This window comes from Marichromatium sp. AB32 (genome assembly GCF_003718675.1).
GTDB classification, from domain to species: Bacteria; Pseudomonadota; Gammaproteobacteria; order Chromatiales; family Chromatiaceae; genus Marichromatium; species Marichromatium gracile.
This window is the reverse complement of record NZ_RHFJ01000011.1, coordinates 19,522-38,485: the sequence shown is the minus strand read 5'-3', so window position 1 is coordinate 38,485 and position 18,964 is coordinate 19,522. Positions and strand designations below refer to the sequence as shown.

17 protein-coding genes and 1 riboswitch are annotated in these 18,964 nt (G+C 67.2%); of the genes, 11 read left to right on the top strand and 6 right to left on the bottom strand.

Annotated elements, in window-relative coordinates; all coding sequences use genetic code 11:
• Positions 1–40: 40 nt before the first annotated feature.
• Entirely contained in the window at positions 41–1,078 is a 1,038-nt protein-coding gene (locus tag EBL85_RS05620) for a PstS family phosphate ABC transporter substrate-binding protein (protein ID WP_123139895.1), read from the bottom strand.
• 98 nt (positions 1,079–1,176) lie between these two features.
• Positions 1,177–1,569 carry a hypothetical protein gene (locus tag EBL85_RS05615; RefSeq protein ID WP_123142364.1) on the bottom strand — a complete coding sequence of 131 codons (393 nt, stop codon included), beginning with the start codon at positions 1,567–1,569 and terminating at the stop codon, positions 1,177–1,179.
• A gap of 710 nt (positions 1,570–2,279) precedes the next feature.
• Between EBL85_RS05615 and EBL85_RS05605 the strand changes: the two genes are divergently transcribed.
• Complete coding sequence (locus EBL85_RS05605) at positions 2,280–3,515, top strand: glycosyltransferase (protein WP_123142362.1); 1,236 nt, start codon at positions 2,280–2,282, stop codon at positions 3,513–3,515.
• Between the two features lie 2 nt (positions 3,516–3,517).
• Here EBL85_RS05605 and EBL85_RS05600 read toward each other — a convergent pair whose 3' ends face one another.
• The 4 genes from EBL85_RS05600 to apbC all read right to left on the bottom strand — a co-directional run bounded on the left by EBL85_RS05600 (position 3,518) and on the right by apbC (position 6,982).
• The gene (locus tag EBL85_RS05600; protein ID WP_062274146.1) at positions 3,518–3,751 is read right to left on the bottom strand and encodes a hypothetical protein; all 234 of its coding nucleotides are present in this window, start codon (positions 3,749–3,751) and stop codon (positions 3,518–3,520) included.
• Positions 3,752–3,884: 133 nt separating this feature from the next.
• Positions 3,885–4,652, bottom strand: a complete 768-nt coding sequence (locus EBL85_RS05595; protein ID WP_123139898.1) for a queuosine precursor transporter — start codon at positions 4,650–4,652, stop codon at positions 3,885–3,887.
• Between the two features lie 42 nt (positions 4,653–4,694).
• Positions 4,695–5,261, bottom strand: a complete 567-nt coding sequence (gene dcd / locus EBL85_RS05590) for a dCTP deaminase (protein ID WP_062274142.1) — start codon at positions 5,259–5,261, stop codon at positions 4,695–4,697.
• 629 nt (positions 5,262–5,890) lie between these two features.
• On the bottom strand, positions 5,891–6,982 hold the full coding sequence (apbC, locus tag EBL85_RS05580; protein WP_123142360.1) for an iron-sulfur cluster carrier protein ApbC: 1,092 nt from the start codon (positions 6,980–6,982) through the stop codon (positions 5,891–5,893).
• Between the two features lie 511 nt (positions 6,983–7,493).
• Here apbC and metG point away from each other — a divergent pair.
• From metG to dmeF, 10 genes are all read left to right on the top strand, one after another.
• Positions 7,494–9,545, top strand: coding sequence for a methionine--tRNA ligase (gene metG / locus EBL85_RS05575; protein ID WP_123141643.1), 2,052 nt, complete (start codon positions 7,494–7,496; stop codon positions 9,543–9,545).
• Positions 9,546–9,840: 295 nt separating this feature from the next.
• The gene (gene rsxA, locus EBL85_RS05570) at positions 9,841–10,422 is read left to right on the top strand and encodes an electron transport complex subunit RsxA (RefSeq protein WP_062274135.1); all 582 of its coding nucleotides are present in this window, start codon (positions 9,841–9,843) and stop codon (positions 10,420–10,422) included.
• Between the two features lie 18 nt (positions 10,423–10,440).
• The gene (rsxB, locus tag EBL85_RS05565) at positions 10,441–10,992 is read left to right on the top strand and encodes an electron transport complex subunit RsxB (protein WP_005224363.1); all 552 of its coding nucleotides are present in this window, start codon (positions 10,441–10,443) and stop codon (positions 10,990–10,992) included.
• Between the two features lie 16 nt (positions 10,993–11,008).
• The gene (rsxC, locus tag EBL85_RS05560) at positions 11,009–12,604 is read left to right on the top strand and encodes an electron transport complex subunit RsxC (RefSeq protein ID WP_123142359.1); all 1,596 of its coding nucleotides are present in this window, start codon (positions 11,009–11,011) and stop codon (positions 12,602–12,604) included.
• Positions 12,605–12,661: 57 nt separating this feature from the next.
• The gene (rsxD, locus tag EBL85_RS05555; RefSeq protein ID WP_123142358.1) at positions 12,662–13,708 is read left to right on the top strand and encodes an electron transport complex subunit RsxD; all 1,047 of its coding nucleotides are present in this window, start codon (positions 12,662–12,664) and stop codon (positions 13,706–13,708) included.
• The gene (gene rsxG, locus EBL85_RS05550) at positions 13,705–14,376 is read left to right on the top strand and encodes an electron transport complex subunit RsxG (protein WP_123141646.1); all 672 of its coding nucleotides are present in this window, start codon (positions 13,705–13,707) and stop codon (positions 14,374–14,376) included. The genes rsxD and rsxG overlap by 4 nt, the downstream gene beginning before the upstream one ends.
• Complete coding sequence (locus EBL85_RS05545) at positions 14,376–15,080, top strand: electron transport complex subunit E (protein WP_123141647.1); 705 nt, start codon at positions 14,376–14,378, stop codon at positions 15,078–15,080. Before rsxG ends, EBL85_RS05545 begins: the two co-directional genes overlap by 1 nt.
• A 369-nt stretch (positions 15,081–15,449) precedes the next feature.
• Positions 15,450–15,598, top strand: a riboswitch (FMN riboswitch).
• A gap of 99 nt (positions 15,599–15,697) precedes the next feature.
• Positions 15,698–16,402 (top strand): 3,4-dihydroxy-2-butanone-4-phosphate synthase, encoded by a 705-nt coding sequence (gene ribB, locus EBL85_RS05540; RefSeq protein WP_123141648.1) that lies wholly within the window; start codon positions 15,698–15,700, stop codon positions 16,400–16,402.
• A 217-nt stretch (positions 16,403–16,619) separates the two neighbouring features.
• Positions 16,620–17,810, top strand: coding sequence for an LbtU family siderophore porin (locus tag EBL85_RS05535; protein WP_123141649.1), 1,191 nt, complete (start codon positions 16,620–16,622; stop codon positions 17,808–17,810).
• 112 nt (positions 17,811–17,922) lie between these two features.
• A complete protein-coding gene (gene dmeF, locus EBL85_RS05530) occupies positions 17,923–18,906 on the top strand; it encodes a CDF family Co(II)/Ni(II) efflux transporter DmeF (protein ID WP_123141650.1) in 984 nt (327 codons plus the stop codon).
• Positions 18,907–18,964 lie beyond the last annotated feature (58 nt).

The window sequence follows — 18,964 nt, the reverse complement described above, 5'->3', positions numbered from 1 at the left end:
GACGGGCGACCATCCCTGGTCGCGATGCTCAGGACTCGACTCAGGGCCGGGACATCGGCGCGAACGACTGAGCGGCGCTGGCAACCTCGGCGCGCATGGCGTCGGGCAGCGGGATCAGGCCCTTGTCGACCAGATAACCCTCGGGGCCCCAGGCCTGCTCGCCGGTGAACTCGGCGACGAACTCCTCGATGCCGGGGATGGTGCCGACGTGCGCGTTCTTGACGTAGAAAAAGAGCGAACGCGAGACCGGGTAGTCGCCATCGGCGATGCTCTCGAAGGTCGGCTCGACGCCGTCGACCTTGGAGCCCTGCACCTGATCGGCGTTCTGGTCGAGGAAGCTGAAGCCGAAGATGCCGATCGCATCGGGGTTGGCGACCAGCTTCTGCACGATCAGGTTGTCGTTCTCGCCGGCCTCGACATAGGCGCCGTCCTCACGGATGCCGTGACAGACCGCCTTGTACTTGGACTTGTCCTCTTTCTTCATCGCCTTGATGAAGTCGTAGGTCTTGCAGCCGCCCTCCATCGCCAACTCGACGAAGGCGTCACGGGTCCCGGAGGTCGGGGGCGGACCCAGCACCTCGATGGCGACCTCGGGCAGATCCGGGTTGACCTCGTTCCAGGTCTGGTAGGGGTTGGGGATCAGCTCGCCGGCCTCGTTGGGCACGTCCTTGGCCAGGGCCAGCCAGATGTCGCGCAGCGACAGATCGAACTGCTCGGCCTCGCGGGAGTTGGCCAGGGCGATACCGTCGTAGCCGATCTTGACCTCGGTGATGTCCTCGACGCCGGCCTCCTGGCAGCGCTCGAACTCAGAGGCCTTCATCCGCCGCGAGGCGTTGGTGATGTCGGGGTGATCGACGCCGACACCGGCGCAGAACAGCTTCAGCCCGCCCCCGGAACCGGTCGACTCGACCTTGGGGGTGGCAAAGTCGGTATTGCGACCGAAGGTCTCGGCCACCGCGGTCGAGAAGGGGAACACGGTCGAGGACCCGACGATATAGATGGAGTCGCGGGCCATGGCCTGTGACGACAGGGAGGCCGCGGCAAGGGTGACGGCCGCGGCGACGAGCGTCTTGTTCATGGAAAGCTCCCAGTGGGCGTTGAATGGCAGCGCCGTATTGTGGTCGGCGGCGATGCACGTTCCATGAACGCGATATGACCATTTCGTGACGACCGAACTCAGCCGTCAGATTGCTGACCCTTTTGAAGAGTGCGCAGCAGGCGCAGCGCGGCGTTGAAGAAGTCCTGTCTGGGATCGGCCTCGCAATAGGCCTGTACCCGCGCCAGCGCCGCATCCAGCGCGGCGCCATGCAGCACGTCACCGCCGGTGGCAAGGTTCAGCCCCGAGATCAGCCCGGCGAACCACTCGCGATAGTGCAGATACTCGGGGTCGGCCAGCGCCGTCGGTGCCGCTGCCCCGGGCGCCACCGCCAGGAACTCGCCACAGGGCTTGACCCCATAGCCCCAGAGCGCCGCCGAGGGCGCCTGCCCCCAGGCCGCCGAGGCCCCCAGTGCCAGGACCAACATCAAGACAATGGCACCCGAGGCGCCGGTACGGGATCGATCGTGCATGAGTTCGGTTTCCTTGTACGAGTGAACGAGCACCCGGCGCGGGACGCACCGGGCAAGGCCTGGATTGAAGCGCAAAGCGCCCCGCGAGGTGAAGGCATTCGACCAGCGACCAGCGACCAGCGACCAGCGACCAGCGACCAGCGACCAGCGACCAGGAGATTGAACCGCAAAGCCGCAAAGGACGCGAAGGGATTCAAGCTGCCAGCCATCAGCGGCCAGCCGCCAGTAGGTGGACGACCTCAACGATAGCGCCACGCTCCATTCACTGTCGGCTACCGGTTGGCGTGCGTTTCCGGCCAACATTCAAAGACAGGCAGCCACTGGCAGCTGGAGGCTGATCGCTGGAAGCGGATTCGAACCGCCAAGCCGCAAAGCACGCGAAGGGATTCAAGCTGCCAGCGATCAGCGGCCAGCCGCCAGTGGAAGGGCGGCCTCGACGATAGCGCCGCGCTCCATTCACTGTCGGCCATCGGTTGGCGTGCGTTTCCGACCAACACTCGAAGACAGGCGACCACTGGCGACTGGAGGCTGATCGCTGGAGGCTCTTCTCTCCTTCGCGCCCTTCGCGGCTTTGCGGTTCAAACTTCCTGGCGGCTGGCGACTGGCGGCTGATATCGCTCGCCCATGCCCTGGCGGTTCGATCCGGCTGGCGACTGGCGATCCCCTGAGGCTATGATTGCGCGGTTTGTCGGCTGCCCAGCGGAATCGCCATGCGCGTCTTGATGATCTCGGATGTCTATTTTCCCCGCGTCACCGGTGTCTCGACCTCGATCCAGACCTTTGCGCGCGAATTCGTCGATCAGGGGCACGCGGTCACCCTGATCGCCCCCGAATACGCACAACCAGGGGACGACGACGAGCCCTTCGAGATCCTGCGCATCCCTTCGCGCTATCTGCCGATCGACCCCGAGGATCGGATCCTGCGCCCACGCAAGCTGCGGCGTCATCACGACCACCTGGCCGCGGCCGGGTTCGACCTGGTGCACATCCAGACCCCCTTCCTCGCCCACTATCTCGGGCTCGGGCTGGCGCGACGGCTCGGCGTGCCGGTGATCGAGAGCTATCACACCTTCTTCGAGCAGTATCTGCACCACTACGTGCCCTGGCTGCCCTCGGCATGGATGCGCTGGGCCGCGCGTCGCTTCTCCGCCGCCCAGTGCAACGACGTCGACGCCATCGCCGTACCCTCGCGGGCGATGCTCGAGGTGCTCGAGCGCTATGGCGTGCACACCCCGGCGCGGGTGATCCCCACCGGGATCGAGCTCGGCCAGTTCAGTCGCGGCGATGGCGCGCGTTTTCGCGCACGTCACGGCATCGCCGCCGATCGTCCGGTGCTGGTTCACGTCAGCCGTCTGGCCTTCGAGAAGAACATCGACTTCGTGCTGCGCGTGCTGGCACGGATCAAGACGCGCATCCCCGAGGTGTTGCTGGTGGTGGTCGGCGAGGGTCCGGCGCGCGCCGAACTCGAGGCCCAGGCACGCGAGCTGGGGCTGGCCGAGAACACCCTGTTCACCGGCTATCTCGACCGCGACGGCAGCCTCGAGGACTGCTATCGCGCCGGTGAGGCCTTCGTCTTCGCCTCGCGCACCGAGACCCAGGGGCTGGTGCTGCTCGAGGCGATGGCGCTCGGCGTCCCCGTGGTCTCGACCGCGGTGATGGGGACGGCGGAGGTGCTCGCCGGGGCCGACGACAAGGGCGCGCTGATCGTCCCGGAGGACGAGCAGGTCTTCGCCGATCAGGCGGCACGGATCCTCAGCGACACCGGGTTGCGCACGCGTCTGGCGCGCGGCGCCGAGGCACACGCCCAGTCGTGGTCGGCGCCGGCGCTGGCCGAGCGGATGCTGGGGTTCTATGCGGAGGTCTGCGGGGGCGGTTGCGACGGACGTGGGCAACAATCGTCCGACATGGCGGGGCGTGGGACGCCCGAGGGGCAGTTCGGCGGCTGAGGTCAGGCCATCACGTCGATCAGGCTGCCGATCATCTCGTCACCGGCCGCGACCACCTTGCTCGAGGCCTCGACCTGACGCAGGTTCTGCGTCTGCTCGACCAGCGGTTCGGTCAGCTCGCGGGTCGAGCCCTGACCATTGAGGGTCTGCGCGCTGGCGATCTCGGCGGCGTTCTGACGCACCCCCTCGGTGCCGACACGGATCCCCTGCAGCCCTTGGTTGATACCTGAGATCATCTCGTCCTCCGTTCTCGGCCTGTTCGATCCGGACGACTATCGCGCCGCCCTGCCCGCCCCGGAAAACCGGGCCTCACCAGTCACCATAGCCGAGGCGAACGATGCACGGGGGCCGGTCTGTGCATTGTGCACATCAGTTCTCGATTCCGGCGGCACGGGCACGCAGGGTCTCGGCGCGAGCCGCGCCGAGATAGCGCTCGATCAGCGCGCGCACCAGATAGATCACCGGGGTGAGCGCCACCGCGACCACGAACTTGTAGAGATAGTTGACCGTGCCCACCGCCAGGAACAGCTCCAGCGACCAACGCTGCGGCCCGAGCACGAAGGCGATGTAGAGCACCACGAAGCTGTCGATGAGCTGCGAGACCAGGGTCGAGCCGGTGGCCCGCGCCCACACCCAGCGCGGGCCGGTGGCACGACGGATGCGGTGAAAGATCGTCACGTCGATCAGCTGACCGATCAGGAAGGCGATCACCGAACCGGCGATGATCCACATCCCCTGGCCGAAGATCACCGCAAAGGCCGCCTGCATGTCCGGCACCCCGCGCGCGGACTGGATGCCCACCCACCACTCGGCCGGGGTGAGCAGGATCGCCAGATAGGCGAAGACGAAGGTGTAGAGGATCAGCCCGACGGTGAGATAGGAGAGCAGCCGCACCCCGCGCCGGCCGAAATACTCGTTGATGATGTCGGTCATCACGAACACCACCGGCCACAGCAGCACCCCGGCGGTGAAGTTGAGCGAGCCGCTCTGACCGAACAGCTCCCAGTCGAGCGGCGCGATCCCCAGGGTCGGCTCCAGGGCGAAGATCTTCACCCCGAGCAGCTCGGCGATCAGCGCATTGCAGACGAAGAAGCCGCCGAGGACGACGAACAGCTTGGTCGATCGGTCGAAGGTCATGGGCGGGTTCCTCCCTGCGGGGCACACCACCCGCCCAGTCGGTCAGGACTTGGGCAGGGTCACCCCGCGTTGGCCCTGATACTTGCCGCCACGGTCCCTGTAGGAGGTCTCGCAGACCTCGTCGGACTCCAGGAAGAGGATCTGCGCCACACCCTCGTTGGCATAGATCTTCGCCGGCAGCGGCGTGGTGTTGGAGAACTCGAGCGTCACATGGCCCTCCCACTCGGGTTCGAGCGGGGTGACGTTGACGATGATCCCACAGCGCGCATAGGTGCTCTTGCCCAGACAGATGGTGAGCACGTTGCGGGGGATCTTGAAGTATTCCACCGTCCGCGCCAACGCAAAGGAGTTCGGCGGGATGATGCAGACATCGGACTTGAGGTCGACGAAGCTGTTGGAGTCGAACGCCTTGGGATCGACCACCGCCGAGTTGATGTTGGTGAAGATCTTGAACTCGTCGGCGCAACGGACGTCATAGCCGTAGCTCGAGGTCCCGTAGGAGATCATGCGCCCCCCCTCGCCCTCGCGCACCTGCCCGGGCTCGAAGGGATCGATCATCCCGTGCTCGACGGCCATGCGCCGAATCCAGCGATCTGATTTGATGGCCATCGCGGCATCCTCGTACGTGAAAAAACCGGTTACTTTAACCTGTTAGCGCACGTCAAGGAAGCATGGATAGAACCGCGAAGACGCGAAGAACACAAAGCAAGCGAATGGCCAGCGGCCAGCGGCCAGCGGCCAGCGGCCAGCGGCCAGCGGCCAGCGGCCAGGAGATTGAACCGCAAAGCCGCAAAGCACGCAAAGGGGTTCAAGCTGCCAGCCATCAGCGGCCAGCCGCCAGTGGATGAACTGGCCTCAACGATAGCGCCACTCTCCATTCGCTGTCAGCAACCGGTTGGCGTGCGTTTCCGGCCAACACTCGAAGACAGGCAGCCACTGGCGGCTGGAGGCTGATCGCTGGAGGCTGCTTCGAACCGCAAAGCACGCAAAGGGGTTCAAGCTGCCAGCCATCAGCGGCCAGCCGCCAGTGGATGAACTGGCCTCGACGATAGCGCCACTCTCCATTCGCTGTCAGCGACCGGTTGGCGTGCGTTTCCGACCAACACTCGAAGACAGGCAGCCACTGGCGGCTGGAGGCTGATCACTGGAGGCTCTTCCCTTCTTCGCGCTCTTTGTGTCTTTGCGGTTCAACCGTTCCGACTGGCAGCTGGTCGCTGACCGCTGGCGACCCTCGAGCCTCAGTTGTTCTCGATCACGATGCGCGGGAACTTGGCCGCATAGTCCTTTGCCTGCAGCGAGAGCTTGGCGGCGGTCTTGCGGGCGATCTCGCGATAGATCTCGGCCGAGCGCGACTCGGGGGCAGCGACCACTGTCGGCTTGCCGCCATCGGCCTGCTCGCGGATGGCGATGTCGAGCGGCAGCGCACCGAGCAGGTCGACGCCGTACTGCTCGGACATCGCCTGCCCGCCGCCCTCGCCGAAGATGTGCTCCTCATGACCGCACTTGGAGCAGATATGCATGCTCATGTTCTCGACGATACCGAGCACCGGCACCTCGACCTTCTGGAACATCTTCAGCCCCTTGCGTGCATCAAGGAGGGCGATGTCCTGCGGCGTGGTGACGATCAGCGCGCCCGAGACCGGCACCTTCTGCGCCAGGGTCAGCTGGGTGTCGCCGGTGCCCGGCGGCAGGTCGATCACCAGATAGTCGAGCGCCGACCAGTTGGTGTCCTTGAGCAACTGCTCGAGGGCCTGGGTGACCATCGGGCCACGCCAGATCATCGGCGTCTCCTCGTCGATCAGAAAACCGATCGACATCGCCTGCAGACCATAGCGCTGCATCGGCTCCAGGGTGTTGCCGTCGCGCGACTCGGGCTGACCGGTGATGCCGAGCATGCGCGGCTGCGAGGGACCGTAGATGTCGGCATCGAGCAGCCCGACCTTGGCGCCCTCGGCGGCGAGCGCCAGCGCCAGGTTGACCGCGGTGGTCGACTTGCCGACACCGCCCTTGCCCGAGGCCACGGCGATGATGTTCTTGACGTTGTCGATCGGCTTGAGCGACTTCTGCACCGCGTGCGCCTTGATCTCGGTGACGACCTCGACCTCGGCCTGCTCGACCCCGGGCAACGCGGCGACGCGCTCGCGCACCGCCTCGGCGATCTGCGCGCGCACCCCGTCGGCGGGGAAACCGAGCGAGATGGCGATGCCGACCCGCCCCCCGTCGATGGTGATGTCACGCACGGCTTGGGCGGTCACCAGATCTCGGCCCAGGTGCGGCTCCTGGTAGGACTTGATGGCGTTCTCGATGGCTTCTCTGGTGGGTTCGGACATGCGGTACTCCGTGTGAGGACAGGTCCGCGCGCCGGAGGATGCGGGGCGGGCGCGCGGAGGATCCGTCGGCGACGACGCCGCGCGGGCTTGACGCCAGTGTTGGTATCAGAAAGCGCTAATTCAAGCGCAAAGCCGCGCGGCGGGGCAAGGGGATCCATCAGCTGCCAGCCTCCAGCCTCCAGCCTCCAGCCTCCAGCCTCCAGCCTCCAGCCTCCAGTGGGGAAGCTTGGCATCGGCGGGCGGCGGCTGGTGGCTGATTGCGAGCTGCCAGCGCCCAGCGCTCAGCCTCCAGTGGGAAAACTTGGCGCCGGCGGCTGACGGCCGGCGGCTGACAGCTGGTGACTGGTGACTGGTGACTGGTGACTGGTGACTGGCGGCTGGCGGCTGGCGGCTGGTCGCTGGTCGCTGGAAGCTGGAAGCTGACCGCCGACGCCACCATGGCCGCTATCGCGCCAGTCGTGGAATAATAGCGGGCATTCACCCCCCGTTCCCGAATCATCCGAGCCCATTCATGAGCACGACCCGCGACATCCTGATCACCAGCGCCCTCCCCTATGCCAACGGCCCGATCCATCTCGGGCATCTGGTGGAGTACATCCAGACCGACATCTGGGCGCGCTTTCAGAAGATGCGCGGGCACAACTGCTGGTACGTCTGCGCCGATGATGCCCACGGCACCCCGATCATGCTGCGCGCACGCCAGGAGGGGATCGAGCCCGAGGCGCTGATCGCGCGCATCAGCGCCGAGCACCAGGCCGACTTCGCCGCCTTCCGCGTCGGCTTCGACAACTATCACTCGACCCACTCCGAGGAGAACCGGCACTACGCCGGGCTGATCTACGCCCGCAACCGCGACGCCGGCCATATCGAGCGGCGCACCATCACCCAGGCCTATGACCCGGTCGAGCAGATGTTCCTGCCCGATCGCTTCATCAAGGGCGAGTGTCCCAAGTGCGGCGCCGCCGACCAGTACGGCGACAACTGCGAGGCCTGCGGCGCGAGCTACTCGCCCAACGAGCTGAAGAACCCGCGCTCGGCCGTCTCTGGCGCGGTGCCCGAGCAGCGCGAGTCCGATCACTACTTCTTCAAGCTCGGCGACTTCGAGGAGATGCTCAAGGGCTGGACCCGTGGCGGCGGGCTGCAGACCCAGGTGGCCAACAAGCTCGACGAGTGGTTCGAGGCCGGGCTGCAGTCCTGGGACATCTCGCGCGACGCCCCCTACTTCGGCTTCGAGATCCCCGATCATCCGGGCAAGTTCTTCTACGTCTGGCTCGACGCCCCGATCGGCTACATGGCCAGCTTCCGGAACCTCTGCGACCGGCTCGGCGCCAGCCAGCCCGGGCTCGACTTCGAACGCTTCTGGGGCAGCGACTCCGAGGCCGAGCTCTATCACTTCATCGGCAAGGACATCGTCTACTTCCACGCCCTGTTCTGGCCGGCGATGCTCCACGGCGCCGGGTTCCGCACCCCCGACGCGGTGTTCGCCCACGGCTTCCTCACCGTCGACGGACAGAAGATGTCGAAGTCGCGCGGCACCTTCATCAAGGCGCGCACCTATCTCGACCATCTCGACCCCGAGTATCTGCGCTACTACTTCGCCGCCAAGCTCGGCGCCGGGGTCGACGACATCGACCTCAACCTCGAGGACTTCACCGCGCGGGTCAACGCCGATCTGGTCGGCAAGGTGGTCAACATCGCCAGCCGTTGCGCCGGTTTCATCACCAAGCGCTTCGACGGCAGGCTCGCCGACACCCTGGCCGCGCCCGAGCTGTTTGCCGAGTTCGCCGCCGCTGGCGAGCGGATCGCCGCCGCCTACGAGGGCCGCGAATACGCCCGCGCGGTGCGCGAAATCATGGCCCTGGCCGACCGCGCCAACCAGTACATCGACGAGCAGGCGCCCTGGGTGGTGGCCAAGCAGGACGGGCGCGAGCAGGAGCTGCACGGCATCTGCTCGATGGGGATCAACCTGTTCCGGCTGCTGATCGGCTATCTGCGCCCGATCCTGCCCGGCACCGCCGCCGACGCCGAGGCCTTCCTCCAGGTCGAGCCGCTGACCTGGTCGGTGCTCGCAACCCCCCTGCTCGGCCATGAGATCGCCCGCTTCAAGCCGTTGATGCAGCGCATCGAGCCGGCCCAGGTCGAGGCCATGATCGAGGCATCGAAGGAGGATCTGGCGGCCACCGCGCAACAGCAACCGGCGCCGGCCAACCCGCACCTCGAGGCCGATCCGATCGCCGAGACCATCGACTTCGAGACCTTCGCCAAGCTCGACCTGCGCATCGCCCGCATCGCCGCGGCCGAGCAGGTCGAGGGCGCGAAGAAGCTGCTGCGCCTGACCCTCGATCTCGGTGGCGAGACCCGCAACGTCTTCGCCGGCATCCGCGCCGCCTACGACCCGGCCGACCTCGAGGGCCGGCTGACGGTGATGGTCGCCAACCTCGCCCCGCGCAAGATGCGCTTCGGCGTCTCCGAGGGCATGGTGCTCGCCGCCGGCCCCGGCGGCAGCGACCTCTTCATCCTCTCGCCAGACAGCGGCGCCGAGCCGGGGATGCGGGTGAAGTGATCGCGGGCCGGGACCGCGCCCCGGTGTGATCGGGAACCTGCGGGCGCCACCGGTTGACGAATGCGGTGGAGTCCACCCGCGCCAATCCCCACAATCCACGCGGTGACAGCCCGAACCCGAGGGGTTCAGACTGGATGCAGCACCCCGCATCCCGGCCGGGGCCGTGCACTCGGCCACGGCGGTTGTCGCGGTTCATGCGGGCGCGTATTCTTAGAGAATTTCGCCCGCCTCGTCGGTGCCTCTCGCGCGCGAGCGCGTCATCGACCCCGAGTCTCAATTCCGATACGAAGACGGCATGACTGAATACGCGCTCATCCTGGTCGGGACGGTCCTGGTCAACAACTTCGTTCTGGTCAAGTTCCTTGGCCTGTGCCCCTTCATGGGGGTGTCGAAGAAGCTCGAGACGGCCGCCGGCATGGGTCTGGCCACCACCTTCGTGCTGACCCTCTCCTCGATCAGCTCCTGGCTGGTCAACGAGTATCTGCTGGTGCCGCTCGGCATCGAGTATCTGCGCACCATCGCCTTCATCCTGGTGATCGCCGTGGTGGTGCAGTTCACCGAGACGGTGATGCACAAGACCAGCCCGGTGCTCTATCAGGTGCTCGGGATCTTCCTGCCGTTGATCACCACCAACTGCGCCGTGCTCGGCGTCGCGCTGCTCAACCTGCAGGCCGATCACACCCTGGTCGAGGCCACCCTCTACGGCTTCGGCGCCGCGCTCGGCTTCTCGCTGGTGCTGACCCTGTTCGCGGCGATCCGCGAGCGGGTGGCCGTCGCCGACGTCCCCGAACCCTTCCAGGGCAGCGCCATCGCCCTGGTCACCGCCGGCCTGATGTCGCTCGCCTTCATGGGCTTCGCCGGCCTGGTCGCGAACTGATTTGAACGCCCGAGAGCCATGCTGACCGCCATCCTCGCCTTCGCCGCACTCTCCGCCGTGTTCGGGCTGCTGCTCGGCTACTCGGCGATCCGCTTCCACATCGAGGGCGACCCGATCGCCGATCAGATCGACGCCCTGCTGCCGCAGACCCAGTGCGGCCAGTGCGGCCACCCCGGTTGCCGTCCCTATGCCGAGGCCGTCGCCCGCGGCGAGGACGACATCAACAAGTGCACCCCGGGCGGCGAGGCCACCGTACAGGCGCTGGCCGATCTGCTCGGTCGCGACCCGGTGGCGCTCGACGCCGAGGAGAAGCTGCCGGCGGTCGCCCACATCGACCCGCAGAACTGCATCGGCTGCACCAAGTGCCTGCAGGCCTGCCCGGTCGACGCCATCGTCGGTGCGGCCAAGCAGCTCCATGCCGTGCTCGACGAGGCCTGCACCGGCTGCGAGCTGTGCCTCGCGCCCTGCCCGGTCGACTGCATCAGCATGGTGCCGGTGGCCACCGATATCCGCTCCTGGCGCTGGCCCTATCCGCAGCAACAGGACGACTCCCGGCGCGCGGCCGCCTGATCCACGAGGAGCCGACATGGCAGCCAACCCCGTACCCTCCAGCGAGCGTCGTCTGTGGACCTTCCACGGCGGCATCCACATCGCCGACGAGAAGGCGTTGTCGAACGCCAGCGAGATCGCCGTCGCGCCCGTCCCGAAGCAGCTGGTGATCCCGCTGCAGCAGCACATCGGCGCCTCGGCGCGGGTGCTCGTCGCAGTCGGCGATCGCGTCCTCAAGGGCCAGTGCATCGCCGCCGCCGATGGCTATGTCAGCGCCCCGGTGCACGCCTCGAGTTCGGGCACCGTGATCGCCATCGAGGAGCGACCGGTGCCGCACCCCTCGGGACTCTCGGCGCTCTGCGCGGTGATCGAGACCGATGGCGAGGATGCCTGGGCCGAATTGCCCGAACCCATGACCCACTATGCCCAGCTCGATCCGGCCGAGGTGCGCGAGCGCATCCGCTGGGCCGGGGTGGTGGGCATGGGCGGGGCCTCCTTCCCCACCGGGGTCAAGCTCAACCCCGGTCCGGACCGGCGCATCGACACCCTGGTGATCAACGGCGCCGAGTGCGAGCCCTACATCACCTGTGATGATCGCCTGATGCGCGAGCGCGCCAGCCGCATCCTCGAGGGCGTGCGCATCATGCGCCACCTGCTCGGCGGCCCCGAGGTGCTGATCGGCATCGAGGACAACAAGCCCGAGGCGATCGCGGCGATGCGCTTCGCCCTCGGCGAGAGCGACCTGCGTGCCAGCGCCGAGGTGGTGGCCATCCCCACGCTCTACCCGAGCGGCGGCGAGAAGCAGCTCATCCGCATCCTCACCGGCAAGGAGGTGCCGAGCCACGGCATCCCGGCGCAGATCGGCATCGTCTGCCAGAACGTCGGCACCGCGCACGCGGTGGCCGAGGCGGTGCTCGACGGACGCCCGCTGATCTCGCGCGTGGTCACCGTCACCGGGCGCGCGATCACCGCGCCGCGCAATCTCGAGGCGCGCATCGGCACCCCGGCGACCGACCTCATCGCCTGCTGCGACGGTTATCGCGAACAGCCGCGCAAGCTCGTCTGTGGCGGCCCGATGATGGGCTTCGAGCTGGGAGAGCAAGGGGTTCCGGTGACCAAGCCGGTCAACTGTCTGCTCGCGCTCACCGCCGCCGAGGCCCCGGATCCCGGCCCGGCGCTGGCCTGCATCCGCTGCGGGCGCTGCGCCGACGCCTGCCCGGCCAACCTGCTGCCCCAGCAGCTCTACTGGTTCGCCCGCGCCAAGGACTTCGACCACGCCCAGGACTACAACCTGTTCGACTGCATCGAGTGCGGCTGCTGCGCCCAGGTCTGTCCCAGCCACATCCCGCTGGTGCAGTACTACCGCTATGCCAAGACCGAGGTGTGGGCGCGCGAGCAGGAAAAGCGCAAGGCCGAGGAGGCACGCCAGCGCCACGAGGCCAAGCAGGCCCGTCTCGAGCGCCAGGAGCGCGAACGTCAGGCGCGGATGCGCCAGAAGAAGGAGGCGCTCGCCGCCAAGGCCAAGGCCGAGAGCGGCACCAGCAGCGAGGCCAAGCAGGCGGCGATCGCCGCGGCGCGCGCCCGCGCCGCAGCCAAGCAGCAAGGCGCCGGCGAACCGACCAACGGCGCCTGAGCGCCGCCGACGGCGCCCCACCGATCCCGCAACCCCTTTCGAGCTTCGTGAATCCGCATGACTAGCACACTGATCTCCTCCCCCCACGTCCCTCGGGTCAACCGGGTCGATCGCGTCATGCTCCAGGTGCTGCTCGCGCTGGTGCCCGGGGTAGTGGCGATGACCTGGTTCTTCGGCTGGGGCGTGCTCGTCAACGTCACCCTCGCGGTCGGTTTCGCGGTGATCGCCGAGGCGCTGGTGCTGCTGCTGCGCAGTCGTCCGGTGCTGCCGGCGCTGGGCGATCTCAGCGCGGTGGTCACCGCGGTGCTGTTCGCCATCTCGGTGCCGCCGACCCTGCCCTGGTGGATGACGCTGCTGGGGATGTTGTTCGCCATCGTGCTGGTCAAGCAGCTCTACGGCGGGCTCGGCTACAACCCCTTCAACCCGGCCATGGCCGCCTATGTCTTCCTGCTGGTCTCCTACCCGGTGGCGATGACCAGCTGGCTCGCCCCCGAACTGCTCTCGGGGATCGACCTGTCGTTCGGCGACTCGCTGGCGATGATCCTCCATCAGGTGCTGCCCGCCGGGGTCGACTGGGACGCGGTGACCGCCGCGACCCCGCTCGACGAGATGCGCACCCAGCTCGACGAGCAGCTGACCATCGCCGAGATCCGTGACCAGAGCGCGCTCTGGGGCGTGTTCGGCGGTCGTGGCTGGGAGTGGGTCAACGCCGCCTTTCTGCTTGGCGGTGCCTATCTGCTGTGGCGTCGCACCATCACCTGGCACATCCCGGTGTCGATGCTCGCCGGGTTGCTCTCGCTGGCCACCCTGTTCTGGCTGATCGATCCGCAGACCCACCCCTTCCCGGCCTTCCATCTGTTCAGCGGCGCGGCCATCCTCGGCGCCTTCTTCATCGCCACCGACCCGGTCACCGCCACCACCACCCGCCGCGGCCAGCTGATCTATGGCGCCTGCATCGGCGCCACGGTGTTCGTGATCCGCACCTGGGGCGGCTACCCCGATGCGGTCGCCTTCGCGGTGCTGTTGATGAACATCGCCGCCCCCACCATCGACTACTACACCCAGCCACGCGTCTTCGGACACGGTAGAGAACGCGCCCGATGAAGATCAGACCTATCCTGCTCGCCGCCTTCGTACTCAGCGCCTTCGCGGTCAGTGGTGTCGCCCTGGTGGTGATCACCCAGGCGGTCATGGACGATCGCATTGCCGAGAACCAGCGCCAGGCCATGGAGCGCAAGCTCGCGGCCATCCTCCCCGCCGGTCGCGCCGACAACGACCCGCTCACCGACACCATCGAGGTCAGCGCCCGCGAACTGCTCGGCGCCGACACCACCCGCGTCTACCGGGTGCGCCAAGGTGACGAGCCGGTCGCGGTGATCCTCGAACCGGTGGTCCCCGACGGCTATGCCGGCCCCATCCGCCTGCTGGTCTCGGTGCTCACCGACGGCACCGTCGGCGGTGTACGGGTGCTCTCGCACCACGAGACCCCCGGGCTCGGCGACAAGATCGAGGAGGCCAAGTCCGACTGGGTCTACGGCTTTGCCGGCACCTCGCTCGGCGACCCGCCGATCGAGCGCTGGGGGGTGAAACGCGATGGCGGCGACTTCGACCAGTTCACCGGCGCCACCATCACCCCGCGCGCCATCGTCAAGGCGGTCAAGAACACCCTGATCTATGTCGATCAGCAGGGCGCACGTCTCTATCAGGAGGCATCCTCCCAGCCCCAGACCGCGAACCGATCCGTCACCGCAACCGACCAGGAGGCCTCCTGATGGCGAAGGACCAGGGCTATCTGCCGCTCGTCACCGAGGGCCTGTGGCACAACAACCAGGCGTTGGTCGCCCTGCTCGGGCTCTGCCCGTTGCTGGCGACCACCACCAGCGCGACCAATGGTCTCGGCATGGGGCTGGCGACCACCGCGGTACTGGTGCTCTCCAACGTCACCATCTCGCTGATCCGCAATCTGGTGCGCCCCGAGGTACGACTGCCGGTGTTCGTGCTGGTGATCGCCTCCTTCGTCACCGCCGTCGAGCTGACCATCCAGGCGCACTTCTACGAGCTCTATCTGGTGCTCGGGTTGTTCATCCCGCTGATCGTCACCAACTGCGCGATCATCGGCCGCGCCGAGGCCTTCGCCTCGAAAAACCGCGTCGACCGCGCCCTGGTCGACGGTCTGGCGATGGGGGTGGGCTTCACCCTGGTGCTGATGGCGCTCGGCGCGCTGCGCGAGCTTGCCGGTCAAGGCACCCTCTTCTACCAGGCCCACCTGTTGCTCGGCGAGGCGGCGCGCGGGCTCACCATGACCCTCGGCGACGACTTCCAGGGCGCGCTGATCGCGATCCTGCCGCCCGGTGCCTTCATCGGTCTGGGGCTGCTGATCGCGCTCAAGAACCTGATCGACAAGTGGGCGAGTCTGTTTGCCCGCTGGCGCGCCCGGCACACGGCGCCGGCAGCGGCCGAACCGAGTCTGGGCTGAGGCAGCGCACGGCCCGATTGCCAAAGCGCGGCATAGCCCCCATAGTATTCAGGGGAATAGGATCCATCCGTTCCCCGGGTGCCGGTCTGCTCCGGCACCGCAACGATGCAGGGAGGCATCGTCCAGACGGCCCATCAGGGTCGGCTATCACGATGGACCGACGGGGCAAGGTCCCCGTTCAGCGTTGCGGCGAGGGCCTCCGGCCATCGATCGCCGCCAGCCATGCAACCATTGAGTGAACGATCGCGCGCGGGATCCTAGGATTCCGCACTCAGCACCTTGGGAAGCGACGCCTCCGGCCGTCTCGGCCAGTACCGTCGCCGCCGGGGCCCGCGCCATGCGGCCCCGGCTCGATCAGACTCAAGGCGCACCTATTCTCGGGGCAGGGTGAAATTCCCGACCGGCGGTGACTCCGCAACAGCGGACAGCCCGCGAGCGCCTGCCGTGACACGGCAGGGTCAGCAGACCCGGTGAGACTCCGGGGCCGACGGTTAGAGTCCGGATGACAGAGGATAGGGTCGCGACCCGGTCCGTCCCCTCGCGGGGGCGCGACCGCGCTGTGCCCGCTCCCCTTCACTGCCCTGATTCAGATCACTCGAACGTCGTTTCAGCGAGCCATGAATCAGATTCAAGCCTTTCCCCTACTCAACCGTTTCGGTGATCCCGAAACGCGTGTCGCCAACGCCATCGCCGCCCTGCGCGCAGGCTCCGGCGTCCTGCTCGTCGACGACGAAGACCGCGAGAACGAGGGCGACCTCATCTTCCCGGCCGAGACCATCGAGCCGGCACAGATGGCGCTGCTCATCCGCGAGTGCAGCGGCATCGTCTGTCTCTGTCTCGAGGAGGCGCGGCTGCGCCAGCTCGAGCTGCCGATGATGGTCGAGGACAACACCAGTCGTAACGGCACCGCCTTCACCGTCACCATCGAGGCCCGCGAGGGCGTGACCACCGGCGTGTCGGCGGCCGATCGCGTCACCACCATCCGTACCGCGATCGCCCCGAACGCCCGCCCCGAGGACCTCGCGCGTCCCGGTCATGTGTTCCCGCTGCGCGCCCGACCCGGCGGCGTGCTGGCGAGACGCGGTCACACCGAGGGCACCGTCGACCTGATGCGTCTGGCCGGCTTCACCCCCGCCGGCGTGCTCTGCGAGCTGACCAACCCCGACGGCACCATGGCACGACTGCCGGAGATCGTCGACTTCGCACTGCGTCACCAGATGCCGGTGCTGACCATCGAGGATCTGGTCGCCTACCGTCAGCGCACCGAATCGGCTCCATCGATCGACCAGCTGGATGCCGCACTGGCCCGCGAGTCGGCCTGACCCCTCTCCGTCGCGGCGCCCCCACGCCGCGACTGCTCCAACCCCACCGTACGATCGAGACCGCCCCGCAACACCGGGGCGGGTCTTTGACAATCGCCATCTTGCCAATGTATAAACGAAAACGATTTGCGTTTGTGCATTCTCCGCGCATCGAACGCCGATCATGCTTTGCTTTGCGCCTTTCCGTTCGTGATTGTTTCTCAGGGGAAATAACAAGATGTCAGTTCGTACACTCTCGGCCGCGGTCGCACTCGCGATCGCCGGTCAGGTCCCGGCCTATGCCGATACGCTCGAGCAGCGGGTCGCGCGCCTGGAGCAGCAGAATCAGGCCCAGGCGAAACTGATCGCCGAGCAGCAGGCCGCCCTTGAGGGTACACCCGAGCGGGTCAAGAAACTCGAGACCGCACTCGAGGAGCGACGCACGGAACAGAACTGGGGGACCGGCTGGTTCCAGCGCATCGAGATCGCCGGCCTGATCGAGGTCGAGGCCAACCACACCAGCCCCTATGTCGGCAGCGACGAAAGCGACATCGTGCTGGCGACCTTCGAGCTCGGCATCTCGGCACAGGTCAACGACTGGGTCGAGGCCAATGCCTCGCTGCTCTACGAGGAGGATGACACCGATCTCGAGGTCGACAACGCCTATATCACCATTGCCAACCTCGAGCACAGCCCGCTGTTTCTCACCGCCGGTCAGTTCTACGTGCCCTTCGGCGCCTACGAGACCAACCTGGTCTCCGATCCGCTGACCCTGGAGATCGGCGAGGCGCGCGAGACCGCGCTCCAGGTCGGCTTCGTCCACGGCGACTTCAACGGCAGCGTCTACGCCTTCAACGGCGACCGCAAGATCGATGGCGAGAACGAGATCGGCAGCTGGGGCGCCAACCTCGGCTTCGCCCAGGCCTTCGATGATCGCGCCTGGAGCCTCGGCCTCGGCTACATCAGCGACCTCGGCGACTCCGACACCCTGCAGGACACCATTGCCGACAATCGCGCCGGGCTGGTGGATGCCAGCGAGCGTACCGGCGGGTGGACCGCCAATGCCTCGGCCACCTTCGGTCCCTTCAACCTGATCGGTGAGTACCTCGCCGCCACCGAAGAGTTCGAGGTCGACAGCCTGAGCTTCGAGGGCGAGGGTGCCAAGCCCAGCGCCTGGAACATCGAGGCCGGCTATACCTTCGAGGTGATGGGCAAGGAGGTGGTCGCCGCCGCGGCCTATCAGGGCACCACCGAGGCCGTCGCGCTGGAGCTACCCGAGGAGCGCTGGCTGGTCGGCGTCTCGGTCGGCGTGTTCGACAACACCGCCGTGTCGCTGGAATGGTCGCACGACACCGACTACGATCGTGCCGAGGGCGGCACCGGCGAGTCCGGCAACACCATCCTGGCCAAGCTCGCCGTCGAGTTCTGAGCCAGGACGAAGACCGCACCGCCTCGCCGTCGGGGGGCGGCGGGTGCGGCGCGGGACCCGGGGCTGGTCGAGCCGGTCCCGACGATGGCAACCCGCAGGAGTCGCCCCCGAGATGCACATCCATACCCTCGAACGCTGGCAACACCACCACGACTTCGCGGTCCACAACGACCGTGGCGAGCGCAACACCTATTATGTGTTGCTGCTGACCGCCGTGGTGATGGTGATCGAGATCCTCGCCGGCACCGTCTATGGCTCGATGGCCCTGCTCGCCGACGGCTGGCACATGGGCACCCATGTCGCCGCCTTCCTCATCGCCATCCTCGCCTATCGCTATGCCGCGCGGCACGCCCACGACCCCGCTCACAGCTTCGGCACCGGCAAGGTCAACGTGCTCGGCGGCTTCGCCAGCGCCATCGCACTCGGCACCGTGGCGCTGATGATGCTGATCGAGTCGGTGCAACGACTGATCGACCCGCAGACCATCCACTTCAACGAGTCGATCCTGGTCGCCCTGCTCGGGCTCGCGGTCAACCTCGCCAGCGCCCTGCTGCTCAAGGACGCGCACCACCACCATCATCACGGTCATGACCACGGCCACCATCACGATCACGATCACGACGACCATGAGCACGAGCACGACCATGGCCACGACCACAACCTGCGCGCGGCCTATGTACACGTCATCGCCGATGCCATGACCTCGCTGCTGGCGATCGCCGCGCTGCTCGCCGGCAAGCTGCTCGGCTGGCACTGGCTCGACCCGGTGATGGGCATGGTCGGCGCCATCATCATTGCCGTCTGGGCCTATGGACTGCTGCGCGAGAGCGCACCGATCCTGATCGACGCAAGCATCGAGGCACCCTACCGCGAGGCGATCCGCGCAGCGATCGAGGCCGATGCCGACAATCGCGTCGCCGACATCCATGTCTGGCGGATCGGCGCCAATCACTATGCCGCCATCCTCTCGCTGGTGACCCACGAGCCACGACCGGTGGAGCACTACAAGCGCCTGCTCGCCGACTTCGACCGCATCGCCCACCTCACCATCGAGGTCAACGCCTGCGCCGGACCCTCCTGCCTGACACAGCGCTGACGAGAGCCCCACGCGGCCGACGCGCGCGACGCTGGAACTCGACGACGATCGCCACAAC

Bases quoted from the DNA above. Each gene is read 5' to 3' on its own strand.
- EBL85_RS05620 (WP_123139895.1), bottom strand. From the start codon at position 1,078: ATGAACAAGACGCTCGTCGCCGCGGCCGTCACCCTTGCCGCGGCCTCC.
- EBL85_RS05615 (WP_123142364.1), bottom strand. From the start codon at position 1,569: ATGCACGATCGATCCCGTACCGGCGCCTCGGGTGCCATTGTCTTGATG.
- EBL85_RS05605 (WP_123142362.1), top strand. From the start codon at position 2,280: ATGCGCGTCTTGATGATCTCGGATGTCTATTTTCCCCGCGTCACCGGT.
- EBL85_RS05600 (WP_062274146.1), bottom strand. From the start codon at position 3,751: ATGATCTCAGGTATCAACCAAGGGCTGCAGGGGATCCGTGTCGGCACC.
- EBL85_RS05595 (WP_123139898.1), bottom strand. From the start codon at position 4,652: ATGACCTTCGACCGATCGACCAAGCTGTTCGTCGTCCTCGGCGGCTTC.
- dcd (WP_062274142.1), bottom strand. From the start codon at position 5,261: ATGGCCATCAAATCAGATCGCTGGATTCGGCGCATGGCCGTCGAGCAC.
- apbC (WP_123142360.1), bottom strand. From the start codon at position 6,982: ATGTCCGAACCCACCAGAGAAGCCATCGAGAACGCCATCAAGTCCTAC.
- metG (WP_123141643.1), top strand. From the start codon at position 7,494: ATGAGCACGACCCGCGACATCCTGATCACCAGCGCCCTCCCCTATGCC.
- rsxA (WP_062274135.1), top strand. From the start codon at position 9,841: ATGACTGAATACGCGCTCATCCTGGTCGGGACGGTCCTGGTCAACAAC.
- rsxB (WP_005224363.1), top strand. From the start codon at position 10,441: ATGCTGACCGCCATCCTCGCCTTCGCCGCACTCTCCGCCGTGTTCGGG.
- rsxC (WP_123142359.1), top strand. From the start codon at position 11,009: ATGGCAGCCAACCCCGTACCCTCCAGCGAGCGTCGTCTGTGGACCTTC.
- rsxD (WP_123142358.1), top strand. From the start codon at position 12,662: ATGACTAGCACACTGATCTCCTCCCCCCACGTCCCTCGGGTCAACCGG.
- rsxG (WP_123141646.1), top strand. From the start codon at position 13,705: ATGAAGATCAGACCTATCCTGCTCGCCGCCTTCGTACTCAGCGCCTTC.
- EBL85_RS05545 (WP_123141647.1), top strand. From the start codon at position 14,376: ATGGCGAAGGACCAGGGCTATCTGCCGCTCGTCACCGAGGGCCTGTGG.
- ribB (WP_123141648.1), top strand. From the start codon at position 15,698: ATGAATCAGATTCAAGCCTTTCCCCTACTCAACCGTTTCGGTGATCCC.
- EBL85_RS05535 (WP_123141649.1), top strand. From the start codon at position 16,620: ATGTCAGTTCGTACACTCTCGGCCGCGGTCGCACTCGCGATCGCCGGT.
- dmeF (WP_123141650.1), top strand. From the start codon at position 17,923: ATGCACATCCATACCCTCGAACGCTGGCAACACCACCACGACTTCGCG.